Here is a 7,526-nt window from a genome sequence, read left to right on the forward strand (position 1 = left end):
AAAGCTGGAGAATTGACTCAAGCCGAAAAAGACAAAGTCAAAGAAAAAGTTCAAGCTAAGAACCCAGGTAAGGAAGTCACAGTAGGAGCCGACGGAACCGCAACAGTGACAGATCCAACCACAGGAATCAGTCACCAAATTCCAGGAACCGAGTTAGTGAACCAAGACTTCGAGCCAGTGAAACCGACTGAAAAAGTACCAGTGAAAAACGCTAGTGAGTTGACGCAAGACGAAAAAGACAAAGTCAAAGAAAAAGTTCAAGCGAAAAACCCAGGTAAGGAAGTAACGGTAGGAGCCGACGGCACAGCAACAGTGACAGATCCAACCACAGGAATCAGTCATACAATTCCAGGAAGCGATTTAGTGAACCAAGACTTCACCCCAGTGACACCAACTGAGAAAGTACCAGTGAAGAAAGCTGGAGAATTGACTCAAGCCGAAAAAGGCAAAGTCAAAGAAAAAGTTCAAGCTAAGAACCCAGGTAAGGAAGTAACGGTAGGAGCCGACGGCACAGCAACTGTGAAAGACCCGAATACAGGCATTACGCATAGCATTCCAGGAACAGAGCTAGTGAACCAAGACTTCACTCCAGTGAAACCGACTGATAAAGTTCCAGTGAAGAAAGCTGGAGAATTGACTCAAGACGAACAAGACAAAGTCAAAGAAAAAGTTCAAGCTAAGAACCCAGGTAAGGAAGTTACTGTAGGAGCCGACGGAACAGCAACGTTGAAAGATCCGAATACAGGAATTACACATACAATTCCAGGAAGCGATTTAGTAAACCAAGACTTCACCCCAGTGACACCAACTGAGAAAGTACCAGTGAAGAAAGCTGGAGAATTGACTCAAGCCGAACAAGACAAAGTCAAAGAAAAAGTTCAAGCTAAGAACCCAGATAAGGAAGTCACAGTAGGAGCCGACGGAACCGCAACATTGAAAGATCCAAATACAGGAATTACACACACAATTCCAGGAAGTGATTTAGTGAACCAAGACTTCACCCCAGTGACACCGACTGAGAAAGTGCCAGTCAAAGATGTGAATAATCTAAGCAAAGACGAACAAGATAAAGTTAAAGAATCAGTGGAAAAAGCTAATCCTGGTAAGACAGTAGTTGTTGAACCAACAGGTAAAGTAATAATCACTGATCCTAAGACAAATATCAGTCATGAGCTTTCTGGTGAAGAAGTAACAACGATTCTTCCACCAGTACTAGAACTTCCAGAGTACACAGATCCAATCGGTACAACAGGAGTAGACGAAAATGGCAACTTAATTCTTCCACCAGTAGCTGAACATCCAACATTATTCATCACTAAATGGGTTGATGAAAATGGCAATGAGTTGAAACCTGCGGATGCTAAGGCTCCAACGGTATTAGGTGAAGCGAACGAAGCATTTGAACATGGTGAAATTGAAGGTTATGTATTTGTAAGAACAGAAACTAAAGGTGATGTTGTAACTCATGTATTCAGAAAAGTGAGTCCAGTTAGACCAACAAGTGACGGTCAACAAAGACCAGCTACACCATCTGCCGATACAAATCGTAGACCAGATACTGCTACCCCTGCTGAAGTACCAGCTGCTCAACCTGCTGGACAACCAAGTCAAACAGTTGAAGTACCTGCTCAATTGCCGAATGAAGTGTCAGAAACTGATTCATCAGTTTCTCAACCGCAAGCAGTATTGCCAAATACTGGTACGAAAGCAGATCGTGCTACAGGTGCATTAGGAGCTCTCTCTCTTCTTGGCGCATTTGGTTTACTATTTGCCAAAAAGAAAAAAGACGATGAAGAGGAAGCTTAAATAGATGATCTCATCTGATCCTTAGTAGTTTTCCCTGCATAAAGTCTTTATAAATCAAAAAGAACTAGAAAAATCACTCATTTGTGAGAATTCTAGTTCTTTTTTCGTATTTCATAAACATTTCATATTTGGGTTTTATAATAGTCTTACAAATATGGAGGTGACAAATGAATCCAATCCAAAGAGCTTGGGCTTATGTCAGCAGAAAACGACTGAGAAGTTTTATTTTATTTCTGATTTTATTGGTCCTATTGGCCGGAATTTCAGCCTGTTTGACTCTGATGAAGTCCAACAAAACAGTGGAAACCAATCTTTACAAATCACTCAATACCTCTTTTTCAATTAAGAAGATAGAAAATGGTCAGACATTCAAGTTGTCAGACTTAGTATCTGTAAGCAAGATTAAGGGACTGGAAAATGTTTCTCCTGAACTGGAGACGGTCGCAAAACTAAAAGACAAGGAAGCAGTGAGTGGCGAGCAGAGCGTTGAACGTGATGATTTGTCAGCTGCGGACAAGAACTTGGTTAGCTTAACAGCTCTGGAGGATTCATCCAAGGATGTGACCTTTACCAGTTCGGCTTTCAATCTAAAAGAAGGGAGACATCTTCAAAAAGGAGATTCAAAGAAAATTCTCATCCACGAAGAGTTGGCTAAGAAGAATGGTCTTTCGCTTCATGACAAGATTGCCTTAGATGCTGGTCAGTCCGAAGCTGGTAAAGGACAAACAGTTGAGTTTGAAATTGTCGGCATCTTTTCTGGTAAAAAACAGGAGAAATTCACAGGCTTGTCTTCTGACTTCAGTGAAAACCAAGTCTTTACAGACTATGACAGTAGCCAAACTCTTTTGGGAAATAGTGAACCTCAAGTTAGTGCAGCGCGCTTCTATGTAGAAAATCCTAAGGAAATGGACGGACTCATGAAGCAGGTAGAAAACTTGTCTTTGGAGAATCAAGGCTATCAAGTCGAAAAGGAAAACAAGGCTTTTGAACAAATCAAAGACTCAGTAGCAACCTTCCAAATCTTCCTGACCATCTTCCTTTATGGGATGTTGATAGCTGGAGCTGGAGCCTTAATTCTTGTTTTATCTCTCTGGTTGAGAGAACGGGTCTATGAAGTGGGGATTTTACTGGCACTTGGAAAAGGCAAGAGCTCGATTTTCCTACAATTCTGTTTAGAGGTAGTTCTGGTATCTCTCGGTGCTTTGCTTCCAGCATTTGTTGCAGGAAACGCCATCACAACTTACCTACTCCAAACTCTACTAGCAAGCGGAGATCAGGTAAGCTTACAAGATACACTAGCCAAAGCAAGCAGTTTATCAACCAAGATCCTATCTTTTGCAGAGTCCTATGTCTTTCTGTTATTGATTAGTTGCTTATCTGTAGCCCTTTGTTTCCTATTCTTATTTAGAAAATCACCGAAAGAAATTTTATCATCTATTAGTTAAGAAGGAGAAATCATGACTTTATTACAATTACAAGACCTTACCTACCGTTATAAGAATACTGCTGAAGCGGTTTTATATCAGATCAATTATAATTTTGAACCCGGGAAATTTTATAGTATTATTGGTGAGTCAGGAGCAGGAAAATCCACACTCTTGTCCCTACTTGCTGGTCTAGATAGTCCTGTTGAAGGTTCTATCCTTTTTCAAGGAGAGGACATTCGTAAGAAGGGCTATTCTTACCATCGCATGCACCATATTTCCCTGGTCTTTCAAAATTATAACTTGATAGATTATCTTTCTCCGCTGGAAAATATCCGCTTGGTCAATAAAAAGGCAAGTAAGGATACGCTGCTTGAGCTTGGTTTGGATGAAAGTCAGATCAAGCGGAATGTTCTCCAGTTATCAGGTGGTCAACAACAACGTGTTGCCATTGCTCGTAGTTTGGTATCAGAAGCTCCAGTTATTCTAGCTGATGAGCCAACAGGAAATCTGGACCCTAAAACTGCTGGAGATATTATCGAACTGCTCAAATCACTTGCCCAGAAAACAGGTAAATGTGTCATCGTTGTAACCCACAGCAAAGAAGTGGCACAAGCGTCAGATATTACACTTGAATTGAAGGATAAGAAACTGACTGAAACTCGCAATACTATGAAATAATACGAGCTTTTTCTGTTATACTCTTCGAAAATCTCTTCAAACCACGTCAGCGTCGCCTTACCGTAGATATATGGTTACTGACTTCGTCAGTTTTATCTACAAACCTCAAAGCAGTGCTTTGAGCAACCTACGGCTAGCTTCCTAGTTTGCTTTTTGATTTTCATTGAGTATTAGAACTATAAAATAAAACAAAATCTAGAAAGGGAATCTATGTTACACAACGCATTTGCCTATGTTACAAGGAAGTTTTTCAAATCGATTGTCATCTTCCTGATTATTCTCCTCATGGCGAGCTTGAGTTTGGTAGGCTTGTCGATCAAGGGAGCTACTGCCAAGGCTTCTCAGGAGACCTTTAAAAATATCACCAATAGTTTCTCCATGCAAATCAATCGTCGCGTTAATCAAGGAACGCCTCGTGGTGCTGGAAATATCAAGGGTGAGGATATCAAAAAAATCACTGAAAACAAGGCCATCGAGTCTTATGTTAAACGCATCAACGCTATCGGGGACTTGACTGGATACGACCTGATTGAAACGCCAGAAACCAAGAAAAATCTGACACCTGACCGTGCTAAACATTTTGGAAGTAGTTTGATGATTACAGGTGTCAATGACTCTTCCAAAGAAGACAAGTTTGTCTCTGGTTCTTATAAATTAGTCGAAGGTGAGCACCTAACAAACGATGACAAGGACAAGATTCTCATGCACAAGGACTTGGCAGCCAAACACGGCTGGAAAGTAGGGGATAAGGTCAAACTAGACTCCAATGTCTACGATGCAGACAATGAAAAAGGTGCTAAGGAAACAGTCGAAGTGACAATCAAGGGTCTCTTTGATGGTCATAATAAGTCAGCAGTAACCTACTCACAAGAACTCTATGAAAATACAGCTATCACAGACATTCACACTGCTGCAAAACTTTATGGATACACAGAAGACACAGCTATTTATGGGGACGCAACCTTCTTTGTAACAGCGGATAAAAACTTGGATGATGTCATGAAAGAGTTGAATGGCATCAGTGGTATCAACTGGAAGAGCTACACACTGGTGAAGAGCTCCTCTAACTACCCAGCTCTTGAGCAATCCATCTCTGGTATGTACAAGATGGCCAACCTCCTCTTCTGGGGCAGCTTGAGCTTCTCAGTCCTTCTCCTTGCCCTCTTGCTTAGTCTTTGGATCAACGCCCGTCGCAAGGAAGTGGGGATCCTCCTCTCTATCGGTCTTAAGCAGGCAAGTATCTTGGGGCAATTCATCACTGAATCTATCTTTATTGCCATCCCTGCTCTAGTTTCTGCGTACTTCCTAGCCAGCTACACAGCCCGTGCAATCGGAAATACTGTTCTTGCCAATGTCACTTCAGGTGTTGCCAAGCAAACCAGCAAGGCTGCTCAAGCCTCTAACCTTGGTGGTGGTGCAGAAGTAGATGGCTTTAGCAAGACCTTGTCGAGCCTAGACATTTCCATTCAGACATCAGACTTTATTATCGTCTTTGTCCTAGCCTTGGTTCTAGTGGTTCTCGTTATGGCGCTTGCTTCAAGCAATCTCCTCAGAAAACAACCAAAAGAGCTCTTGCTGGATAGCGAATAAGTTTGAAAAAATTAGTCTGGAATAGAGGATACATCTTGTTTTTCTATTCAAGAATGGTGGATAGAGAATGATTATTTAACAATTCAAAATAGAGCCGAAAGCAGTGGTGAAAATCATTGCTTTCAGTTGCTTTCTTTGTACTTTAGTCTTAAATATGATATACTAAGGTTATGGAATTTATTAGAAAGGAATTTCACATTTTATATATGGAATTGTGCATAAAAATCTATAGAAATTTTATCTTGAAAATAGATAGATAAATCTGTAGAAGCCTATCCATATTGCAAACATAGGCTAGTAGACTTAGGTAGGGTCTACTTTGGAAAATATAGAATAGTGAGGAAAAATAAACATTATGAGACAAACAAATGTTAGAGGGACATTATCCCTACGTGGCTTTAGAAAATTGAGAACTGGTGCAATTGTTGCGACAGGTGTGATTTTATTGGGGCTGGGCTTTTTAGCTCCAACTGTATCAGCCAGTGAACAAGATGGTGTTTGGGTAGCCAGAACAGTTGCAGAAGTAAAAGCTGATATTCAAAAAGAAGGTGATTTATTTAAGTATGTCATTAAGTGGGGAGATACATTAAGTGTTATCAGCGAAGCAAGCAATATCCCTGTAGATGTACTTCAAGAAATGAATCAAGCTTCAGGCAAGAATTTATTCTTACCGCACAATGAATTGTACTTTACCGAAGCTGAAACGGTTTCAGATACAGTCACAAAACACAAGATTGTCATCAAAGAAAGTGGTGCCAGTGGCGAAGTTCGCACTTACGAAGTCTTGCTCAAGAAAGATCAGGAAACAAAAGCTGTTACCTTTGAATTAACAGATGTCACTGAGAAAGTTGAAAAAATGACTGTGAACTATAGCCCAGTCTATCAGCCTGTATCAGCACCAATAGTGGAAAGTGCGGAAGAATCAGCTGAAGAACTTGCCCCAGTAGCACCAGCTGTGACAAGCCCAGAAGTTAAAGAAGAAACAGAAGCTCCAGTAGTACCAAAAGCAGAAGAAGCAGCGACTACTCCAGCACCAAAATCAGAGGAGCTAGTGGCTCCAGCACCGAAAGCAGACGAGCCATCGACACCAGCACCAAAAGTGGAAGAACCAACGACACCGGCACCAAAAGTGGAAGAACCAGCGTCTTCAGCACCAAAATCAGAGGAGCTAGTGGCTCCAGCACCGAAAGCAGACGAGCCAGCTACACCAGCGCCAAAATCAGAGGAACCAACGACACCAGCACCAAAAGTGGAGGAGCCAGCTACACCGGCACCAAAAGTAGAGGAACCAGCGACTTCAGCACCAAAAGCAGAAGAACCAGCGTCTACCACGCCAAAAGCAGAAGAACCAGCGTCTTCAGCGCCAAAAGCGGAAGAACCAGTGGTTCCAGCACCAAAAGTAGAGGAACCAGCGTCTTCAGCACCAAAAGCAGAAGAGCCAGTGGCAACAACGCCAAAAGTGGAAGAACCAGTGACTCCAGCGCCAAAAGCAGAAGAACCAGTGACACCAGCACCAAAATCAGAAGAGCCAGTGACTCCAGCGCCAAAATCAGAAGAACCAGCTACTCCAGCACCCAAAGCAGAAGAGCCAACGACACCTGCACCAAAATCAGAAGAACCAGCGGCTCCAACATCGAAAGTAGAAGAACCAGCGGCTCCAACATCGAAAGTAGAAGAACCAGCGGCCTCAACACCAAAAGCGGAAGAACCAGCAGCAGGCACAACACCGAAAGCAGAAGAACCAGCAGCAGGCACAACGCCAAAAGCGGAAGAACCAGCAGCAGGCACAACGCCAAAAGCGGAAGAACCAGCAGGCACAACACCGAAAGCAGAAGAACCAGCGGCAGGAACAACACCAAAAGCAGACGAGCCAGCGGCCTCAGCACCGAAAGCGGAAGAACCGGCAGCAGGAACAACGCCAAAAGCGGACGAGCCAGCAGGCACAACACCGAAAGCAGAAGAGCCAGCAGCAGGCACAACACCAAAAGCAGAAGAGCCAGCAGCAGGCACAACACCGAAAGCAGC

5 protein-coding genes are annotated in these 7,526 nt (G+C 42.7%); all 5 read left to right on the top strand.

The features are described 5' to 3' along the window. On the top strand, positions 1 to 1,806 hold a 1,806-nt coding region (locus N8M20_RS10005; RefSeq protein WP_261080487.1), incomplete at its 5' end, for an LPXTG cell wall anchor domain-containing protein. 167 nt (positions 1,807 to 1,973) lie between these two features. After that, positions 1,974 to 3,251, top strand: a complete 1,278-nt coding sequence (locus N8M20_RS10010; protein ID WP_261080488.1) for an ABC transporter permease — start codon at positions 1,974 to 1,976, stop codon at positions 3,249 to 3,251. 12 nt (positions 3,252 to 3,263) lie between these two features. After that, positions 3,264 to 3,911, top strand: coding sequence for an ABC transporter ATP-binding subunit Vex2 (vex2, locus tag N8M20_RS10015; protein ID WP_261080489.1), 648 nt, complete (start codon positions 3,264 to 3,266; stop codon positions 3,909 to 3,911). Between the two features lie 210 nt (positions 3,912 to 4,121). Further along, a complete protein-coding gene (gene vex3 / locus N8M20_RS10020; protein ID WP_261080490.1) occupies positions 4,122 to 5,501 on the top strand; it encodes an ABC transporter permease subunit Vex3 in 1,380 nt (459 codons plus the stop codon). 355 nt (positions 5,502 to 5,856) lie between these two features. Further along, on the top strand, positions 5,857 to 7,526 hold a 1,670-nt coding region (locus N8M20_RS10025; RefSeq protein WP_369010937.1), incomplete at its 3' end, for a LysM peptidoglycan-binding domain-containing protein.

The organism is Streptococcus mitis (assembly GCF_946190275.1).
Lineage (GTDB): Bacteria > Bacillota > Bacilli > Lactobacillales > Streptococcaceae > Streptococcus > Streptococcus mitis_DC.

Excerpts from the sequence above, each read along its gene's own strand:
- N8M20_RS10010 (WP_261080488.1), top strand. The coding sequence starts at position 1,974 with ATGAATCCAATCCAAAGAGCTTGGGCTTATGTCAGCAGAAAACGACTG.
- vex2 (WP_261080489.1), top strand. The coding sequence starts at position 3,264 with ATGACTTTATTACAATTACAAGACCTTACCTACCGTTATAAGAATACT.
- vex3 (WP_261080490.1), top strand. The coding sequence starts at position 4,122 with ATGTTACACAACGCATTTGCCTATGTTACAAGGAAGTTTTTCAAATCG.